Origin of the sequence: Micromonospora sp. NPDC004540 (assembly GCF_040610095.1) — a bacterium.
GTDB lineage: Bacteria > Actinomycetota > Actinomycetes > Mycobacteriales > Micromonosporaceae > Micromonospora.
On record NZ_JBEXLR010000008.1, the window covers coordinates 52,875 to 69,243 of the forward strand.

Below are 16,369 nucleotides of genomic sequence, written 5' to 3' on the forward strand. Positions count from 1 at the left end.
TGGCGGGTCAGTGGCCTTCGGATTCCTCGCGGGCGCGGGGCGGCAGCAGGAAGGCGAGCACGAACGAGAGGCCGAGCAGTCCGATCACCAGCAGGAAGCTGCGTTCGATGCCGTCGGTGAAGGTGCGCCGGTGGGCGTCCGCCCCGGCCGCCCGGACGACCTGCGCGACGGCGGCGTCGGCCGGCTCGCCCCGCTGGCAGCTCTCCGGTGTGACGGCGACGTCCTTCTGGTTCTCGGTGTCGGTCAGGCAGCGCTTGAGGTCGGCCAGGATCTGGTCCTGGGCCCCAGCCGGCACGCCGACCTCGGCCAGCTGGGTACGGACGACCGACTCCCGACCGGTGACCGTGGCGGCGGCGTTGGCGCCGACGAAGCCGAAGAAGACGGTGCCGACGAGGGCCACGCCGATACCGAAGCCGAGCTGCTGCACCGCGGTCAGCACGCCGCCACCGGTGCCGGACTCCTCCGGCTCGACGTCGGCCAGCGAGATGTCGAACAGCAGGCCGATCATGATGCCCATGCCGAGGCCGGAGACGGCGACCGACGGCACCATGTCCCAGCTGGACAGGTCGCCGTGGTGGCGGCCGACGGTGTACCGCATCAGCAGCACGCCGGCGATCATCACCAGCAGCCCGAGGTGGAGGGCCTTGCGGCCCAGCTTGGCGCCGAGGACGGCGCCGGTCAGGATGGCGCCGACCACCAGGAACAGCGCCCAGGGCATCATCGTGGCGGCCGTCCGGGTCGGACTCCAGCCGAGCCCGGCCTGGAGGTAGACGCCGAGCATCAGGGACATGCCGGCGGTGCCGGAGAAGAACACCAGCGCGACGAGGAGACCGGCGAGGAAGCGGGGCTTGCGCATCAGGCTCAGCTCGATGACGGCGGCCTCACCGCGGCGCTCCCGGCGCACCTCGTACCAGGCGAAGAGGGCGAGGATCACGACGGCGACGGCCATCATCACGAACGTCCAGGCCGGCCAGTCCAGCTCGTGCCCCTGCACGAGCGGAAGCACCAGCAGCAGCACACCGGTGGTGACCAGGACGATGCCGCCGAGGTCGAGCCGGGGGCGGCTGTCGACCCGGGCCTCCGGCAGGTAGCGGAGGGCGGCGAAGACGGTGGCGAGCCCGATCGGCAGGTTGATCAGGAAGACCATCCGCCAGCCGGTGTCGAACAGGTCGGTGTCGATCAGGAAGCCGGCCAGGATCGGCCCGCCGACCGCCGACAGGCCCATCACGGGTCCGAAGGCGCCGAAGGCCGCCGCCTGCTCCTTGCGCGGGAACATCGTCTTGATCAGCCCCAGCCCCTGGGGAATCATCAGCGCGCCGAGGCCGCCCTGCAGGGCGCGGGCGGCGATCATCTGCCACGGGTCCTGCACGACGGCGCAGAGCAGCGACGCGAGGGTGAAGCCCGCCGCGCCGACCAGGAACATCCGCTTGCGGCCGAACATGTCGCCCAGCCGGCCGCCGACGATCAGCAGCACCGCGAAGGGCAGCGTGTAGCCGGCCGTCATCCACTGGATCACCGTGAACCCGCCGCCGAGATCCTCGCGGATGGTGGGCGCCGCGACGTTCATGATCGTGCCGTCGAGGAGGTCCATGACCTCCACCCCGAGGATCGCCGCCAGGGCGACCCACCTGTGCCGGTAGGGCTCAGGGGTCTCCTCGGTGGGCGCGCTCGGCGTGCCCTGCTCGGTCACCGAAGTCATCTCGTCCTCTCCGCAACGGCTCGATGTACAGTGTTCCATGAGCGAACACCGTTCTATCAGCAAACGCCGAAGGCGGTCAACTACGATGGGCGCGACCCGACGAGGAGCGAGCTGTGGAGGCACCTGGGTGACCGAAGCGATTCCGACACCGCCCTGGCAGACGCCCCGCAAGCCCCCGCCCCGGCAACCACTGAGCCAGGAACTGATCGTGCGGGCCGCGCTGCGGGTCCTCGACGCCGAAGGGCTGGACGGTCTGAGCATGCGTCGCCTGGCCCAGGAGCTGGAGACCGGGCCCGCATCGCTGTACGCGCACGTCGCCAACAAGGACGAGCTGCTCGATCTGGTCTACGACATGGTGCTGTCCGAGGTGGAGATCCCCGAACCGGACCCGGACCGCTGGGCCGAACAGGTCAAGGAGTACCTCCGCTCGCTGCGGAAGGTGTTCCGGTCACACCGCGACCTGGCCCGCGTCTCGCTCTCCCGGATCCCGCTGGGCCCCAACGGGGTGGTCGGCATGGAACGCACGATGGCGCTGCTGCGCGCCGGTGGCCTCCCCGACGACATCGCCGCGTACGCCGGGGACCTGGTGACCTCGTTCGTCACCACCGAGACGCTCGACGACGCCTTCCCGACCGGCGACACGGACACCGGGACGGTGCAGGCGTACGTGGCGCAGATCCGGGACTACCTGACCTCGCTCCCCCCGCAACGATTCCCGCACCTGGTGCAGATGGCCGGACCGATCACCTCCCTCGACTCGGAGCGGCGCTTCGAGCTCGGCATGGAGATCATCGTGCGAGGCCTGTCGACGTACGCCCGGCCGGGCGGCGCACGGCCGCAGTGACGCACCCGGCGCGCTGACCGGGCGGTCACCCGGTCAGCGCTCGCGTGTGGACGGTCAGGCCAGACAGGTCAGCGGCCGGCCACCGTTGTACTCGACCATCTCCGCCAGCACGCCGGTCGCCGCCAGTGGCGCCCCCGGCGGGGCGCCAGCCAGCTCGGCGTACGCCCGGTGCAGGTTGCCCACCACCCGCTCCGGATCGAGCAGGTGCGCGAACTCGGACCAGTCCGACTCGCGGGCCGCCTGCAGCGGGCTGAGCCCCTGCGGGTACGCCCCGGCCGCGACCTGCGCGACCCGCCGTAGGTAGCTCTCGGTCAGGTCGAAGATCTCCGGCCCGGTGACCGGCCCGTGGCCGCAGACCACCGTCCGGGGGCGGAACTCCCGCAGCCGGGCCACCGCCGCCAGTGCGCCGGAGACCGAGCCGAACAGCAGGAACGGCGTACACGTCGACATCAGCACGTCACCGGCGAAGAGCACCCGCTCGTCCGGCAGCCACACCACCACGTCGTTGGTGGAATGCGCCGGGCCCACGTGGATCAGCTCGGCCCGGCGCTCCCCGACATGCACGGTCAGCTCTTCGGCGAAGGTGATGTCCGGCAACACCACCCGCACGTCGCCCCACTCCACGTCCGGCCAGAGACCGGTCAACGCCAGTCCGGTCTCGGCCATCTCGTTTCGCGCCCGCTCGTGCGCGATGACGGTGGCGGAGCCCGCGAAGATGCCGTTGCCGAAGGTGTGGTCCCCGTGGCTGTGGGTGTTGACAAGGGTGCGGACCGGGCCCGCCCCCAGCCCGGCGACCCGGTCGGCGAGGGCCCGGGCCCGCCGCTCGGTCGCCGCGGTGTCCACCAGCAGCACCCCGTCCCCTCCGGTGACGACGCCCGCGTTGCTCAGGCACCAGCCGCCGTTCGGTTGGGTGTGCGCGAAGACGCCGTCGGCGATCTCGGTGAGGTCCGCCGCCACCGCCGCCCCGGCCGGGCCCGGCACACTCATCGCCGGGCGGCCGCGTACGAGCCGGCGTGCGCCAGGGTGGTGCGACTGTTGCGGCCCAGCGCGGAGCGGATGAAGTCCCGGGCGTCGGCCAGGGTGGCCCCCTCGCCCAGCACCTCCCCCACCCGCGCCGGGTCGATCGCCACCGTGTGCTCGGCGGTCACCACCGCCCCCTGCTCCGTGTCGGCGAAGAGCCACCTGCCGCTGTGCCCGAGCAGCAGCCGCGGCGGGACGCGCTGCTTGTAGACGATGCGGCCCGGCGGGGTGCAGACCCGCACGGAGCGGGTGGTGTGCGTCGCGCCGTCCTCGGTGACGGTGTCCATCTCCAGGTCCTGCAACCCCGGTCCGATGTCGCGCAGGACCACCCGGTCCACGTGCGGCAGCCGCCGCGGCCACAGGTCGCAACGGTCGACGAAGTCGTACGCGTCGGCCGCCGCGCCGTCGAGCGTCACCCGGTCCGTGAACGTGAAGACGACGTCCTCGACGGGGTGTCCGGTGGTGGCAATCCTGGCCAGGGCGGCCAGTTCCACCGGGCTGTTGCCGTCCAGCGCGGCCCGGATCCAGCGGACCTGCTCCGGGTCGTCGTCGACGGCGGTGAACTCGTGGACCAGCGTGATCTCGGTGCGGTCCGGGGCGAGCTCGCGGAAGATCCACTCTCCGCTCATCGACGCGATCGGCGGCTGGCTGCGCTCCTGCCGGAAGCTGATCCGCAACCCGGCCGCGTCGAGGCCGCGCCGCGACGTCCAGGTCTTGACCTCGTCGCCGACGAGGGCCCACAGCTGGAAGCGCTCCCCGGACCCGGAGCGGTCCAGGTGACGGACGTGGACCGTCGGGGCGAAGATGGCCGGCCAGCGGGTGACATCGGCCGCCAGGTCGTAGAGGACGCGGGCCGGCGCCGCGACGGTCAGCGTGTGTTCGGTCCGGTGCGGCACGACTCAGCTCGCCGTGGTCAGGGACCGGCGGATCTCGTCGAGCATCGCCCGCGGGGTGGGCAGGTCGACGATCCTCTCGTCCGGGATCTTGACCTTGTGCTCGCGCTCCAGGATCGCCACCGTCTCCATGACGGCCAGCGAGTCGTAGCCCAGGTCCTCGAACCGCACGTCGATGATGTCGCCGTCGAGGTCGACGCTGTCGTCCGCCCCGGCGCACGCGGCCATGACCCGGCGCAGGTCGTCGAGGGTGATCTCGTTCATCTGGTGGTCCTTCCGGTCAGTTGTCGGCCGTGGTCCCGCGGACCACGATCGCGGAGTTGAAACCGCCCTTGCCGCGGGCGAGTACGAGGGCATGCGACAGCCGGGCCTGGCGCGGCTCCCCGTGCACCAGGTCGAGGCCGTAGTCGTCGGGCACGTCGACGTCGCCCGGCACCGCCGGGATGACGCCGTCCCGCATGGCCAGCAGGGCGGTGACCACGTCCAGCGCGCCCCCACCGGCGAAAAGCCGGCCGACGAGCGCCTTCGGCGCGGCCACCGGCACCCGCCGCGGGCCGAAGATGCCCCGGACGGCCTCGGCCTCGGCCCGGTCCAGCTCCGGCACGCCGGCCGCGTCGGCGAAGACGACATCCACGTCGGACGCGGAGATGCCGGCGTCGACGAGCGCCGTCTCGGCCGCCCGGCGCAACCCCGGCGGACGCGGTGAGCCGGGCGGCGGATCGAAGGTGGCGGCGTACCCGACGATGCTGCCGTAGACGGTGGGGGCGCCCCGTCGTCGGGCGGCGCTCTCCTCCTCCAGCACCACGATCGCGCCGCCCTCCCCCGGCACGTACCCGGTGGCGTCGGCGGCGAACGGCCGGTAGGCGCGCTCCGCCGAGTCGACGAGGCTGACCCGGCCGCTGGACAGGTGCGACGCCCAGCCCCACGGGTCGAGGGCCGAGTCGACCCCGCCGGTCACCATCAGCGGTGTGCCCTGACGGATGGTGCGTCGGGCGTGCCCCAGGGCGTCCAGCCCACCGGCCTGCTCGGTGACGACCGCACTGCTCGGCCCGCGCATGCCGTTGCGGATGGAGATCTGCCCGGTGTTGACCGCGTAGAACCAGGCGAACGACTCGTAGACGCTGACGTACTCCGGGCCCTGGGACCAGAGCTTGTGGAACTCCCGGTGGGTGAAGGCGAAACCGCCGAGGGCATTGGCGGTCACCACCCCCATGTCGTAGTCGGGTAGCGCGCCGGTGTCCACCCCGGCGTCGGTCAGTGCCCAGTCCGCGGCGGCGAGAGCGAACCGGGTCGACACGTCGGTCTGCGGGAGGAGCCGACCGGGGATGTGGTCGCGGGCCTCGAAGTCGCGCACCTGCCCGGCGAGTCGGGCGGCGTACCGGGAGGTGTCGAAGCCTCCCAGCGGCCCGATGCCGCTCCGCCCGTCGAGCGTCGCCTTCCAGTACGACTCGACGCCGAGCCCGTTCGGCGCGAGCACGCCCAGCCCGGTGACGACCGTCGTCATCGCGTCCCCCCTACCCGCTTGAGCACCAGCGCGCTCTGGAAACCACCGAACCCGCTGCCCACCGTCAGCACGGCGTCCAGCCGGCGTTCCCGCGCCACGACCGGCACGTAGTCCAGGTCGCACTCCGGGTCGGCGTCCTGGAGGTTGGCGGTGGGCGGCACCACGTTGTGCCTGATGGCCAATGCGCAGGCGGCGATCTCGATCGATCCGATCGCCCCGAGCGAGTGGCCGACCATCGACTTGATCGAGCTGACCGGCGTCTTGTACGCGTGGTCACCCAGGCTCCGCTTGAACGCCGCGGTCTCGTGCCGGTCGTTCTGCTTGGTGCCGGAGCCATGGGCGTTGATGTAGTCGATCGCCTCCGGTTCGAGCCGCGACTCGGCCAGCGCTGCCCGGATCGCCTCGGCCATCTCCCGGCCGTCCGGCTTCAGGCCAGTCATGTGGTACGCGTTGCTCCGCGCCCCGTACCCGGTCACCTCGGCGTAGATGTGTGCGCCCCGGGCCAGTGCCCGGTCGTACGTCTCCAGCACGAACATCGCCGCCCCCTCGGCGAGGACGAAGCCGTTGCGGGAGTCGTCGAACGGCCGGGAGGCGCGTTCCGGCTCGTCGTTGCGGGGGGTGGTCGCCTTGATGGCGTCGAAGCAGGCCACCACGATCGGGGTGATCGGGGTGTCCGTGGCGCCGGTGACCATCACGTCGGCGCTGCCCTCGCGGATCAGCTGCACGGCGTGCCCCACCGCGTCCAGCCCGGAGGTGCAGCCGTTGGAGACCAGGGCCACCGGCCCTTCCGCCCCCACCGCCCAGGCGACGTCCGCCGGCATCCCGCCCGGGGTCAGGTAGTCGAACATGTAGGGCGTCAGGTGCGCCGGGTCGACCTCCCACTCGCGCCCCCGGTCGGACATCACCAGGTACTCGTTCTCCAGGCTGGTCGCGGCGGCGACCGCGCTGCCCAGGCTCACGCCGAGCCGGTGCGGGTCGACGCGGTCGAGGTCGAGCCCGCTGTCGGCGACCGCCTCGCGGGTGCAGACCACGGCGAACTGGGTGGCCCGGTCCATCCGGCGGATCTCCCGCGGGCTGAAGCCCTCGGCCGCGGCGTCGAAGTCGCACTCACCGGCCACCTGCGAGCGGTACGGCGACGGGTCGAAGAAGCTGATCCGGCGGGTGGCCGTACGACCGGCGGTGAGCAGGTCCCAGAACTGCCCGGCGCCGGAACCACCGGGGGCCCGTACGCCGATCCCGGTGATCACCACCCGGCGGCTCACGCGGACGTCCCGTCGGCGGACGCCGGCAGGATGCTGGCGGCGAGCGTGCAGGAGACGGAGCGGGGCGGCCCGGTGAGGCCGGGCAGCGCGCTCAGCGCCGCCCGCACCTCGGCCGACCTCGGGTTGTTCGTGAACGACTCCCGGTAGTCCCGCTCGGTGCGCCACTGGGCGTAGTTGACGACGGACGTACCGTCCGCGCTGATGTGGTAGTTGGCGGAGAGGAAACCGGGCACGTGCCGGATCCACTCCTGGACGCCTCCGGTCGCCAGCTCGACCAGCTTGCGCGCCGTCTCCGGGCCGTCGGTCGGGAAGGTGACGATCGCGACGAAGCCCGCGTCCGTCCTGGTCGGATCCACTGTTCTGCCTCCGGGAAGTGTGGTGACGTTCCTCAGCGACCGGCCAGCAGCCGGTCGGCGTACGCACTGGCCGCCGTGCCGAACTGCAGGCCGATGTGGCTGGCGGCGGCGTGGGCGTCGCGCCAGAACCGCTGCAGCGGGTTGCTGTCGGCCTGGGCGCGCGTGCCCGCGGTCCTGAACAATCGGTCGGTCGCCTCGACCAGCGTCTCCGCGGCGAGAGCGCAGTCGCGGGAGCCGCGGGTGACGTCGAGCGGGGTCACCCCGCCGGCGTCCGCCACCCGGGCGACCCGCTCCAGCAGCAGCTGGGCCGCGTCGATCTCGCCGTGCGCCCGGGCCAGGGTCTGTTCGTAGGTGCTGCGGTCGAGGGCGGAGATGGCGTTCGGGCCGCCGGCGAGCTTCTCGGCCACCCAGGGCGTCCAGGCCGCCGCCGCGCCCCGCGCGGCACCCAGCACCGGTACGGCGAAGGCGAGGCCGTTGACGGCCCGCATCGGCACGGTGTGGCAGATCGCCTCGGCGGCGACCGCGTCGCCGGTGGCGATGCTCGCCCGACTGCACCCCCGCGCGGCGGGGACGAACACGTCGTCGAGGATGAGGGTGTTGCTGCCGGTGCCCCGCATGCCCATGGTGTGCCAGGTGTCGACGATCCGGTGGGCGTCCCGCGGCACGGCGAAGAACCACGGCTCGGGGCGCTGCGCGCCGGGCGCCATCGCGCAGACCAACGCCCAGTCGGCGTACTCGACGATGCTGACGAACGGCCAACTGCCGGAGAGGCGCCAGCCCCCGTCGGTCGGCTCGGCCCGGCCCAGTGGCATCAGCGCGCCGACGACCAGCGCGTCCGGTCCGGTGGACCAGACCTCCGCCTGGCCCTCCTGCGGCAGGTAGGCGGTCATCCGGCCGAGCGCCGCGGTGAGCGAGGCGCACCACGCGCTGGAGACGCACGCCTCGCCCAGCACGGCGACCGGTTCGATCAGCTCGGTGAACGTGGCCGCCCGGCCGCCGAACCGGGTCGGCACGAAGTGCCGGGCGAACCCGGCCGACACAACCCCCCGGACGACGTCGGGGTCCAGCCTGCGGTGCGTCTCCGCGTTGGCCGCGTTCTTGGCCGCGAGTTCCACGACGTCCCGCGTCCCCGTCAGCAGCTCCGGCATGTCGACCCCCTCATCGGTTCGGTTCCACCATCGCGTGCCGCGCTCGAAGGCGACTCGTGCCACGATGGGCCGGTCACTTGGTCTCCGCCGGCGGCATCGGCTGCCAGTTGGTCTTCGCCAGCCACTGCTCGAGGGTGAGCAGGCCGGGGAACTGGGCTCGCAGGGCGGGGATGTCGGCGTGGTAGCCGATGCCGTTGAGCCAGCGGTAGGAGATGGACTGCCAGACCAGCCCCTCCGCGTGGAGCTGGTCGAGCGGTACCGACTCGAACCGGGCGGGCAGGCCGGTGTGCCGGCCGAAGGCGGCGGCCAGCTCGTCACCGGTCACCTCGTCACCGGCCAGTTCGATCTTGGCGCCGATGTGCCGCTCCGGGTCGTCGAACGCGTCGGCGGCGAACCAGCCGATGTCCGGCCCGCTGATCATCTGGAGGGTGTTGGTGGGGCCGAGCCCTCGCCGGAACACCAGCTCGCCGTCCACCAGGACCAGCGGCGACATGTCGTGGTTGAGGTTCTCCATGAAGTACGACGGCCGCAGGAAGGTGAAGGGCAGCCCGTTGTCGACGATCCGCTCCTCGATGGCGAGCTTGGACAGCCGCCAGTTGATGCCCTCCGGCCGCTCCGCACCACCCACCGAGCTGTGCACGTAGTGCTGGACACCGAACTCCTTCGCCGCGTCCGCGCAGGTCCTGCCGTGCCGCTCCTCACCCTCGACGCCGTGTTCCGTCATCGGGGTCTGGATGCTGAACACCCCGTAGACGTCCTTCATCGCCTGCCGCACCGAGTCCGCGTCCTCCAGATCGCCGACCGCGAGGGCGGCACCCAGGTCGGCCAGCTGCCGGGCCCTCGGGGCGTTCGGGTCACGGACGAAGGCGCGGACCGACCAACCGCGCTCCAACAGGTACCGGGCCGTGGACCCGCCCTGCTTGCCGGTCGCGCCGAGCACGAGCACGGTCTTGTCGGAATTGGACATGGTGGACCTCCAGGAGGACGAGGACAGCGATGAGGTGGCGGAGTGCGCCGGGGTCAGGAGGCGGCGACTGCGGTGACCCGGAGACGGCCGGCGGAAAGCTCGACGCCCTGGCCGTACATCCGGTCGGCGAACAGGCCGAGACCGTAGCTGAACTGGCGGGGCAACACGTTTTCCTCCGCCCCGCCGTTGTCGCGCTTGAGGTACGCCGCGTCGAGGCTGCGGGTGCCGATCCGATCCACCGACAGCACCTCGGCGCCGTCGGACCGCCACCGGGCGGTGCCGGTGGCCCGCTCGAAGGAGATCTCCAGGTGGTGGCTCTGGTCGGGCCGGCGATCGGCGACCGGTACGGCGTAGGTGAACGCCGCGAACCGTGCGTCCGGGCGCAGCGCCAGCCGCTCGTACACGGCGTAGAGGCGGTGATGGGTGAGGAAGAAGTCGCAGACGACGCCGGACTCGAGGTCCACCGAGATCAGGCCGGCGGCGCCGAGCCGGATGTCTACCGTCGGATCGTCGATGTCGTCGTACGGGTGGGGCTCCAGCCCGAGGCCGCGGACCGCGACATCGGCCGAGACGGTGAGGATCTGTCCGTCCACGGTGTCGAAGCCGGGGCGGCCGGACGGGGACGTGTGCGTGGTGAACGCCGCCCACCGCAGGTGCTGCACCGGCTCGTGTGGGGCGGCGAAGGCGGGCTCACCGCTGGTGGCGTTGACCCCGGTCGGCACGACCAGCAGGCCGTGCGGGGTGCCACGGACGACCCCGTCACCGCCGGTCAGGGTGTCGACGGGTCGGAGCCGCCACGGCGCTCCGGCCCCGACCCGTACGCCGTCGGTGAAGTCGTCCTCGAACAGTTGCAGCGCTGTCGGTGCGGTCATCTGCGCCCCTCCCGGTGGGTCCCGCGGTCACGGGTCAACGGTGTCAGGGCGGGCTCGCGGCCCACTCGAAGCGCGCTATGTGGGTCGGTCGCTCACGACTCGACGTTGCGGCCACTCATCGGCGCGCCGTCGATCCCCCAGGTGATGATGCGGGTCGGCCGGATCCGGATCATCGCCGAGTCGAAGTACGGGTGCGGCGGCTCGACGTCGGTCAGGGCCTCGGCCCGCCCCCGGATCTCGACGCCCCGGGCACGCCACGGGTTGGTCGACGCCAGGTCGTCGACGACGAACGCGACCCGCGGCTCGACCTGGATGTTGCAGAACTTGCGGCTGGCGGTCAGATTGTGGCCGCCGATGTCGATCGTGCCGGTCTCCGGGTTGTACCGGAAGGCGACCGGATTGTTCTGCGGGGCGCCGGTCGGTGAGACCGAGGCCAGCCTGCCGAGCCGCTGCGAGTTCAGGTACTCGATCTCCACTTCGGTGAAAGACATCCGTCCATCCTAGGGGGCAGGTGAGGATTCGACTGCGGAGCGTACGGGTCGGCGGGGGCCGGGTGCCGCGCCGGCGGGCAGGTCCCGGGTCGGCAGCGTCCGGGGCAGCCCGCGCAGCGCGACCACCGCGCCGGCCAGCGCCAGGAGCGCGGCCAGCAGTGCGGTGAGGTGCATCGCGTCGACGAAGGCCGTGCGCGCCGCGGAGACCAGGGCGTCGGTGTCGCCGCCCCGCGCCGCCGCGGCGGCCAGGGTCGCGTCGAGCGACTCCCCGGCGGCGTGCCGGGCCGCCGTCGGCAGCACGGCCAGTTCGTCGGAGACGCCGGCCCGGTACCTCGAGGCCAGCACCGACCCGAGCACCGCCACCCCCAGCACGCTGCCCAGCTGACGCACGGTGTTGTTCATCGCCGAGCTGACGCCGGCCTTCTCCCTGGGGATGGCGGTCATGATGGACATCGAGGCCGCCGGCATCACCGCCGCCATGCCGCCCCCCAGCAGGGCGAACATCGGCAGCAGTGCCCAGGGCGGGGTTTGCTGGCGGACCAGGGCCACCCCGATGAGGGCGGCGGCCACCGAGAACAGCCCGGCGGCGCAGACGGCGCGCGGGCCGTACCGGCGGACCGCCACCGAGCTCAGCGGCCCGATGATGATGTTGGCCGCCGCCAGGGCGAGGGTGAACGAGCCGGCCCGCAGCGGGCTGTAGCCGCGGACGCTCTGCAGGTAGAAGGCGCTGAAGAAGAGGAAGCCCAGCATCGCGAAGGACACGAAGCCCACCGCCACCAGCGCGGCCGAGAAGGCGGGTTCGCGCAGGAAGGACATCTCGAAGGCGGGCTGGGCGGTCCGCCGTTCGTGCCGGACGAAGAGCCACAGGGCGGCGAGGCCGGCCAGCAGCGGGCCCCACACCCGTACGTCGGTCAGGGTGCCGAGCCGACCGCCGGTGATCACCCCGTAGACCAGCGCGGCCAGACCCACGATCGACAGGCCGACGCCCGGCAGGTCCAGCCCCCGCCGCGGGTGGCCCCGGGTTTCCGGGACGACGAGCAGCACCGCGACGACGCAGCCGGCCACCAGCGGGACGTTGATCAGGAAGATCGACCCCCACCAGAACCAGGACAGCAGGAGACCCCCGGTCACCGGCCCGATGGCCAGCGCGAACCCGACCGCCCCCGCCCAGATGCCGATCGCCTTCGGTCGCTCGCGCATCGGGAAGACCGCGGCGATGACGGCCAGGGTGGACGGCATGACGGCGGCGGCGCCGACGCCCATCGCGGCGCGGCTGAGGATGAGCGCGGTCGGGCCGGCGGCGTACGCCGAGGCGAGGGACGCCAGCCCGAACACGGTCAGGCCGAGCAGCAGCACCCGCCGACGGCCGAACCGGTCGGCCGCCGCGCCGCAGGTGAAGAGCAGCGCGGCGAAGACCAGGGTGTACGAGCTGAGGATCCACTCCAGCTCGCTGTGCGTCGCGCCGAGGCCGCGCGCCGGATCGGTGAGGGTCCGGAGCGCGACGTTCAGCACGGTGTTGTCCAGGATGATCGACAACAGGCAGCACACCAGCACCGCGAGGATCCGCCAGCGTCGAGGGTGTTCGGTGTCCAGGGGCGGCGGCACGGGTGTCCTCCTGCGAGGTGGTCAGACGACGAGGGCGAGCTTTCCGCGAACGTGGCCGCCCTCGGCCTCGCGGTGGGCGTCGGCGGCCTGCCGCAGCGGATACGTCCGCTGCACGTGCAGTCGGAGCCCGCCGTCGGTGTAGAGCCGCGTCAGCGCGGCCAGTGTCTCGGCCGACCGCTCGCTGCGCAGCATGGTGATGCCGTGCTGGCCGGCGGCCCGGAAGTTGGCGATGGTGCCGATCCTGGACCGGTCCGGCACCAGTTCCAGCGAGACCTCCAGCGCCTCCTGGCCGCCGTGCGCGTCGAAGGCGACGTCCACGCCCTTCGGCGCCAGCGACCGGACCCGGTCGGCGAGGCCGTCGCCGTAGGCGACCGGCTCGGCGCCGATGGACCGGAGGTAGTCGTGGTTGCCCGCACTGGCGGTGCCGATGACGGTGGCGCCCCAGGCCCGGGCGAGCTGCACGGCGACCGTGCCGACCCCACCGGCGGCGGCGTGCACCAGCACGGTCTCCCCCGGCCCCACCCGCAGGGTACGCAGCGCGTGGTACGCCGTCTGGCCGACCGCCGACAGCGAGCCGGCGGCCTCCCACGGCATCGTCGGAGGCTTGGCGACGAGCTGGTCGGCCCCCACCACGAGCACCTCGGTGTAGGACTGCATGAAGGCGAAGCCGAGCACCTCGTCGCCGACGGCGAGCCCGGTCACGCCCGCGCCGACCTGGTCGACCACGCCGGCGAACTCGTTGCCGAGCACCTGGGGAAAGGTCGCGGGGTAGATGGAGTTCATGAACCCGGCCCGGATCCGACAGTCGATCAGATTGACACCGGCGGCCTTTACCCGCACCCGGAGCTGGCCGCGCCCGGCCACCGGCTCGGGCACCTCGATCGGTCGCAGGACGTCAGCGCTGCCGAACTCCGTGATCCCCATCGCGAGCGGCATGTGGGTTCCTTTCAAGGCTTTTGTAGAACGGAGTCCCATTGTCGCGGAGACGGGCGGGCCCGGTGTCCCGACGCCCGCCCGTCCCCGGGAATCACCCGGTGATCTTCACCGTGGCGAGCTCGACCGCCGGCTGGGCCGGGTCCGGGACGCACTGGAACGGGCCCCACTCGTCGAGGATCGGCTGGTAGCGGAACCAGCCGAAGCCCGGCTCCACGTAGCTCTTGCCACCCGGCGCGAAGGAGATCGTGCCGGTGCTCCGGCCGGCCTTGAAGTGGACGGCCAGCGAGGGCAGGTCGAACTCGACGCCGCCCGCGTACGGGCCGCTGCTGCGGACGACCAGCGAGCCGTCACGCTCCTCCACCCAGGTGAACGCGCGACCCAGACCCGAACCACCGACCAGCGAGTAGCTCGTCACCTTGGCGTTCCTCGGGATCCGGTACGCGACCTGGACGTCGGTCACGGTCTTGTTGTACTGCGCGAACGCGGTGATCGGGGTCGGGTCGAACGTCACGTCGAACTCGGCTCCCGCGGTCACGGCCTCCGGGGCGGTGACGTCGAAGCCCCGGCTGTAGGCGACCGGGTGGAAGCCCTGCTGCACCGTGGTGCGGCAGTCGTAGGCGACCGTGCTGCTGGTGGTCGCGGTGGCGGTCCCCGTCGCGGCGATGGGGCTGGCGTTGGCGACGCCGACCGACGCCAGCACCCCCGTGACCGCCACGGCGCCCATGGCGACCCGGGCGATCCACTTGCTGTTGCGTGCCATCTCATCTCCTCGTGATCTACCGAAGCGAGCCAGGGGCGACGCTACGGACGGTGGCCTGAACTTCGCTCGAAGCTCAGTCGGGTTGCGGTACGAGCACCACCCGACCGGGGTGGACCCGGCTCTCCACCAGCGCGTGCGCCTGCGCCGCCGAGGTCAGCGGCAGCCGCGCGTGGACGGCGGAGCTGAGCCGACCGTCGAGCAGGTGGGAGGTCAACTCCTCGAGCACGTCCCGGTATTCGTCGGGTCGACTGTTGCGCCAGGCCGAGAGTGCGAAACCGGTGACGTACCTGAGCCCGATCAGCTTCATCAACGGCACCGCCGGCACGGCGAGCTCCGCCGCCGACGACCCGAAGAAGACCAGGCGACCGCCGGGCGCGAGCAGGTCGACGCCCTGCTCGACGACGTTTCCGCCGATGCTCTCCAGCACCACGTCGACGCCGCGGCCGCCGGTCGCCGCCCGGACCTCGTGGACCCACTCGGGCCGCGTGTAGTCGACGGCCACGTCGGCGCCGAGGGAACGGGCGAAGTCGCGCTTCTTCGCCGACCCGGCGGTGGCCACCACCAGGCCGGCGCCCGCGGCTTTGGCCAACTGCACCGCCAGGTGGCCGATGCCGCCGGCCGCGGCGTGCACCAGCACCGTCTCGCCCTTGCGCAGCAACGCCGTACGCAGCACCCCGCCGGCGATCAGGCCGGTGCCCGGCAGCACTGCCGCCTCGGCCGCGTCGAGGGCCTCCGGCACCCCGACCAGCGTCGCGGCGTCCACCACGACCTCTTCGGCGTACGCCCCGTAGAGCGTGAAGGCGCCGACCCGGTCACCGACCCGGACGCCGGTCACGCCGTCGCCGAGCGCGGTGACCCGCCCGACGACGTCCCCGCCGAGCACGACCGGGAACACCGGCCGCCACATCGGCGCGGGGAAGACGTCCCGGCGCATCTGGGTCTGGGCGTAGCCCACACTGATCGCCTCGGCCCGGATCCGCACCTCACCGGCGCCCGGATCGGGCACGGGGACGTCGGCCGCGACGAGCACCTCCGGCCCTCCGTAGCGATCGAACTGCATCACTCGCATCTGTCCGCGCTCCAATCAGGAAGGTTCGGCCCGGGCCCGGGCGAGGGCGTCGAGGACCGTCAGGTGCAGCCGGTCCCGCTCGGCCACCAGCCCGGCGTACGTGCGGTCGCCGTACGCCTGCTCGGTCTGCGTCACGAGCAGCTCGCGGGTCTCGTCGGTCATGGCCGGCGTGCCCAGCTGCCGCCAGCCCTGTTCCAGCCCCGAGCCCAGGTGGGACAGCCACCTGCGCAGGCCGCCCTCACCGCCGCCGAGGTGGAAGGCCTGGAAGGGGCCCATGGTTGCCCAGCGCAGGCCGATCGAGTGGGTGACCACCTCGTCGAGCTCCGGCACCGTCACCACGCCCTCCACGACGAGGTGGATGCACTCCCGCAGCAGCGCCGACTGGAGGCGGTTGGCGGCGAACGCCGGCAGGGCGCGGCGCAGCAACACCGGATGGCGCCCGACCGACCGCAGGAAGGCCATCGCCTCGTCCACGGCCGCCGCGTCGGTGGCGACGCCGGCGACGACCTCGACCAGGGGCACCAGGTGCGGCGGATTGAACGGGTGGGCGACGACCAACCGCCCCGGATCCTTCATCCGCGCCCCGAGGTCGTCCGGGACCAGCTTGGACGTCGACGAGAGCAGCAGGGCCCGGCTGCCGCTCTCCTCGACCGCGGCGAAGAGTTCCTGTTTGAGCTCCAGGTCGTCGGGGGCGTTCTCGGAGACGACGTCGGCGTCGGCGACGGCACGCGCCAGGTCCGGTTCGAAGGTGATCGAATCGTGGAGCGCCACCGGGTCAGGCGCACCCGGCAGGGCCGGGGCGAACATCTCCAGCGCAGCCCACACCACCCGGTCGGCGTCGGGTCGACGGCTGTTTACCCGGACCGGGAGTCCGTGGGCGGCGAACAGCGCGATCCAGCCGAGCCCGATGGTGCCGGTCCCGACGACGGTGACCGCGCCCACG

At 72.5% G+C, this 16,369-nt stretch carries 17 protein-coding genes; 1 reads left to right on the forward strand and 16 read right to left on the reverse strand.

The genetic code is table 11. The annotated features are described in order from the left end of the window. Positions 1-7 precede the first annotated feature (7 nt). Positions 8-1,699 carry an MFS transporter gene (locus tag ABZV78_RS04705; RefSeq protein ID WP_355635410.1) on the reverse strand — a complete coding sequence of 564 codons (1,692 nt, stop codon included), beginning with the start codon at positions 1,697-1,699 and terminating at the stop codon, positions 8-10. 127 nt (positions 1,700-1,826) lie between these two features. Between ABZV78_RS04705 and ABZV78_RS04710 the strand changes: the two genes are divergently transcribed. Further along, positions 1,827-2,543, forward strand: a complete 717-nt coding sequence (locus tag ABZV78_RS04710) for a TetR/AcrR family transcriptional regulator (RefSeq protein ID WP_355635411.1) — start codon at positions 1,827-1,829, stop codon at positions 2,541-2,543. A gap of 54 nt (positions 2,544-2,597) precedes the next feature. On the opposite strand, the gene ABZV78_RS04715 is transcribed toward ABZV78_RS04710, so the two are convergent. The 15 genes from ABZV78_RS04715 to ABZV78_RS04785 all read right to left on the reverse strand — a co-directional run bounded on the left by ABZV78_RS04715 (position 2,598) and on the right by ABZV78_RS04785 (position 16,368). After that, on the reverse strand, positions 2,598-3,530 hold the full coding sequence (locus ABZV78_RS04715) for an MBL fold metallo-hydrolase (protein ID WP_355635412.1): 933 nt from the start codon (positions 3,528-3,530) through the stop codon (positions 2,598-2,600). Further along, on the reverse strand, positions 3,527-4,459 hold the full coding sequence (locus tag ABZV78_RS04720; protein WP_355635413.1) for an aromatase/cyclase: 933 nt from the start codon (positions 4,457-4,459) through the stop codon (positions 3,527-3,529). The genes ABZV78_RS04715 and ABZV78_RS04720 overlap by 4 nt, the downstream gene beginning before the upstream one ends. A gap of 3 nt (positions 4,460-4,462) precedes the next feature. Beyond that, a complete protein-coding gene (locus tag ABZV78_RS04725; protein WP_355635414.1) occupies positions 4,463-4,720 on the reverse strand; it encodes an acyl carrier protein in 258 nt (85 codons plus the stop codon). 16 nt (positions 4,721-4,736) lie between these two features. After that, positions 4,737-5,960, reverse strand: coding sequence for a ketosynthase chain-length factor (locus ABZV78_RS04730; RefSeq protein ID WP_355635415.1), 1,224 nt, complete (start codon positions 5,958-5,960; stop codon positions 4,737-4,739). Then, the gene (locus ABZV78_RS04735) at positions 5,957-7,222 is read right to left on the reverse strand and encodes a beta-ketoacyl-[acyl-carrier-protein] synthase family protein (RefSeq protein WP_355635416.1); all 1,266 of its coding nucleotides are present in this window, start codon (positions 7,220-7,222) and stop codon (positions 5,957-5,959) included. The genes ABZV78_RS04730 and ABZV78_RS04735 overlap by 4 nt, the downstream gene beginning before the upstream one ends. Then, complete coding sequence (locus ABZV78_RS04740; protein WP_355635417.1) at positions 7,219-7,578, reverse strand: antibiotic biosynthesis monooxygenase; 360 nt, start codon at positions 7,576-7,578, stop codon at positions 7,219-7,221. Before ABZV78_RS04740 ends, ABZV78_RS04735 begins: the two co-directional genes overlap by 4 nt. Before the next feature lie 32 nt (positions 7,579-7,610). Then, positions 7,611-8,726 (reverse strand): acyl-CoA dehydrogenase family protein, encoded by a 1,116-nt coding sequence (locus tag ABZV78_RS04745; RefSeq protein ID WP_355635418.1) that lies wholly within the window; start codon positions 8,724-8,726, stop codon positions 7,611-7,613. A 73-nt stretch (positions 8,727-8,799) separates the two neighbouring features. Then, positions 8,800-9,693: an NmrA/HSCARG family protein gene (locus ABZV78_RS04750; protein WP_355635419.1), complete on the reverse strand. Its 894-nt coding sequence runs from the start codon at positions 9,691-9,693 to the stop codon at positions 8,800-8,802. A 53-nt stretch (positions 9,694-9,746) separates the two neighbouring features. Continuing rightward, the gene (locus ABZV78_RS04755) at positions 9,747-10,565 is read right to left on the reverse strand and encodes a DUF6081 family protein (RefSeq protein WP_355635420.1); all 819 of its coding nucleotides are present in this window, start codon (positions 10,563-10,565) and stop codon (positions 9,747-9,749) included. Between the two features lie 92 nt (positions 10,566-10,657). Beyond that, positions 10,658-11,056 carry a PPOX class F420-dependent oxidoreductase gene (locus tag ABZV78_RS04760; protein ID WP_355635421.1) on the reverse strand — a complete coding sequence of 133 codons (399 nt, stop codon included), beginning with the start codon at positions 11,054-11,056 and terminating at the stop codon, positions 10,658-10,660. Positions 11,057-11,065: 9 nt separating this feature from the next. Next, complete coding sequence (locus ABZV78_RS04765; protein WP_355635422.1) at positions 11,066-12,661, reverse strand: MFS transporter; 1,596 nt, start codon at positions 12,659-12,661, stop codon at positions 11,066-11,068. Between the two features lie 21 nt (positions 12,662-12,682). Next, on the reverse strand, positions 12,683-13,597 hold the full coding sequence (locus tag ABZV78_RS04770; RefSeq protein ID WP_355635423.1) for an NADP-dependent oxidoreductase: 915 nt from the start codon (positions 13,595-13,597) through the stop codon (positions 12,683-12,685). Positions 13,598-13,688: 91 nt separating this feature from the next. Beyond that, on the reverse strand, positions 13,689-14,357 hold the full coding sequence (locus ABZV78_RS04775; protein ID WP_355635424.1) for a hypothetical protein: 669 nt from the start codon (positions 14,355-14,357) through the stop codon (positions 13,689-13,691). Positions 14,358-14,430: 73 nt separating this feature from the next. Then, on the reverse strand, positions 14,431-15,417 hold the full coding sequence (locus ABZV78_RS04780) for a zinc-binding dehydrogenase (RefSeq protein WP_355635425.1): 987 nt from the start codon (positions 15,415-15,417) through the stop codon (positions 14,431-14,433). 24 nt (positions 15,418-15,441) lie between these two features. Beyond that, positions 15,442-16,368, reverse strand: a complete 927-nt coding sequence (locus ABZV78_RS04785; RefSeq protein ID WP_355635426.1) for a 3-hydroxyacyl-CoA dehydrogenase NAD-binding domain-containing protein — start codon at positions 16,366-16,368, stop codon at positions 15,442-15,444. Position 16,369: the final 1 nt, after the last annotated feature.

What these genes read in the sequence shown, in the direction of transcription:
- ABZV78_RS04745 (WP_355635418.1), bottom strand. Translation starts at nt 8,726, where the DNA reads ATGCCGGAGCTGCTGACGGGGACGCGGGACGTCGTGGAACTCGCGGCC.
- ABZV78_RS04715 (WP_355635412.1), bottom strand. Translation starts at nt 3,530, where the DNA reads ATGAGTGTGCCGGGCCCGGCCGGGGCGGCGGTGGCGGCGGACCTCACC.
- ABZV78_RS04755 (WP_355635420.1), bottom strand. Translation starts at nt 10,565, where the DNA reads ATGACCGCACCGACAGCGCTGCAACTGTTCGAGGACGACTTCACCGAC.
- ABZV78_RS04780 (WP_355635425.1), bottom strand. Translation starts at nt 15,417, where the DNA reads ATGCAGTTCGATCGCTACGGAGGGCCGGAGGTGCTCGTCGCGGCCGAC.
- ABZV78_RS04750 (WP_355635419.1), bottom strand. Translation starts at nt 9,693, where the DNA reads ATGTCCAATTCCGACAAGACCGTGCTCGTGCTCGGCGCGACCGGCAAG.
- ABZV78_RS04775 (WP_355635424.1), bottom strand. Translation starts at nt 14,357, where the DNA reads ATGGCACGCAACAGCAAGTGGATCGCCCGGGTCGCCATGGGCGCCGTG.
- ABZV78_RS04760 (WP_355635421.1), bottom strand. Translation starts at nt 11,056, where the DNA reads ATGTCTTTCACCGAAGTGGAGATCGAGTACCTGAACTCGCAGCGGCTC.
- ABZV78_RS04770 (WP_355635423.1), bottom strand. Translation starts at nt 13,597, where the DNA reads ATGCCGCTCGCGATGGGGATCACGGAGTTCGGCAGCGCTGACGTCCTG.
- ABZV78_RS04730 (WP_355635415.1), bottom strand. Translation starts at nt 5,960, where the DNA reads ATGACGACGGTCGTCACCGGGCTGGGCGTGCTCGCGCCGAACGGGCTC.
- ABZV78_RS04705 (WP_355635410.1), bottom strand. Translation starts at nt 1,699, where the DNA reads ATGACTTCGGTGACCGAGCAGGGCACGCCGAGCGCGCCCACCGAGGAG.
- ABZV78_RS04725 (WP_355635414.1), bottom strand. Translation starts at nt 4,720, where the DNA reads ATGAACGAGATCACCCTCGACGACCTGCGCCGGGTCATGGCCGCGTGC.